The organism is Pseudomonas sp. 51_B (genome assembly GCF_017491595.1).
Taxonomy (GTDB): Bacteria; Pseudomonadota; Gammaproteobacteria; order Pseudomonadales; family Pseudomonadaceae; genus Aquipseudomonas; species Aquipseudomonas promysalinigenes.
Genome location: NZ_JAFGYW010000073.1, coordinates 1 through 790 on the forward strand (window position 1 = coordinate 1; position 790 = coordinate 790).

General features: G+C 64.3%; 1 protein-coding gene. It reads right to left on the bottom strand.

The annotated features are described in order from the left end of the window. Positions 1–790: iron-sulfur cluster carrier protein ApbC (apbC, locus tag J5M56_RS23670; RefSeq protein ID WP_207937905.1), on the bottom strand; the 790-nt coding region annotated here is incomplete at both ends.

A 790-nucleotide genomic window follows, 5' to 3' on the forward strand; every position in this document is an offset into this window, starting at 1 on the left:
GTTCGCGGATCAGCATCGACAGCGGCAGCGAGGCCAGCAGTTCGACGCCGTACTGGGTGGCCAGCTTCTCGCCGCCGCCTTCACCGAACAGATGTTCGGCATGCCCGCAGTTCGAGCAGATGTGCACCGCCATGTTTTCCACCACGCCCAGCACCGGAATGTTGACCTTGCGGAACATTTCCACGCCTTTGCGTGCGTCGAGCAGCGCCAGGTCCTGCGGCGTAGTGACGCTCACCGCACCGGCCACCGGGACTTTCTGCGCCAGAGTCAGTTGAATGTCGCCGGTGCCTGGCGGCATGTCGATGACCAGATAATCCAGATCGCCCCACGCGGTTTGCGTAACCAACTGCAGCAGCGCCCCGGAAACCATCGGCCCGCGCCAGACCATCGGCGTGTTGTCGTCGGTCAGGAACGCCATCGACATGACTTCCACACCGAGGGCCTTGAGCGGCACGAACCACTTCTGATCCTTGACCTCAGGACGGGTGCGCTCGGGGATGCCGAACATGATGCCCTGGCTCGGGCCGTAGATATCGGCGTCGAGGATGCCGACTTTGGCGCCTTCACGGGCCAGCGCCAGCGCGAGGTTGGCAGCGGTAGTGGATTTGCCCACGCCGCCCTTGCCGGACGCGACGGCGACGACGTTCTTGACGTTGGCCAGTCCCGGAAGCTGCGCCTGGGCCTTGTGCGCGGCGATCACGCTGGTGACCTCGACGCGAGCGATGACCACGCCGTCGAGATTTTCGATGGCCAGTTGCAGCAATTGCGCCCAGCCGCTCTTGAACAGACC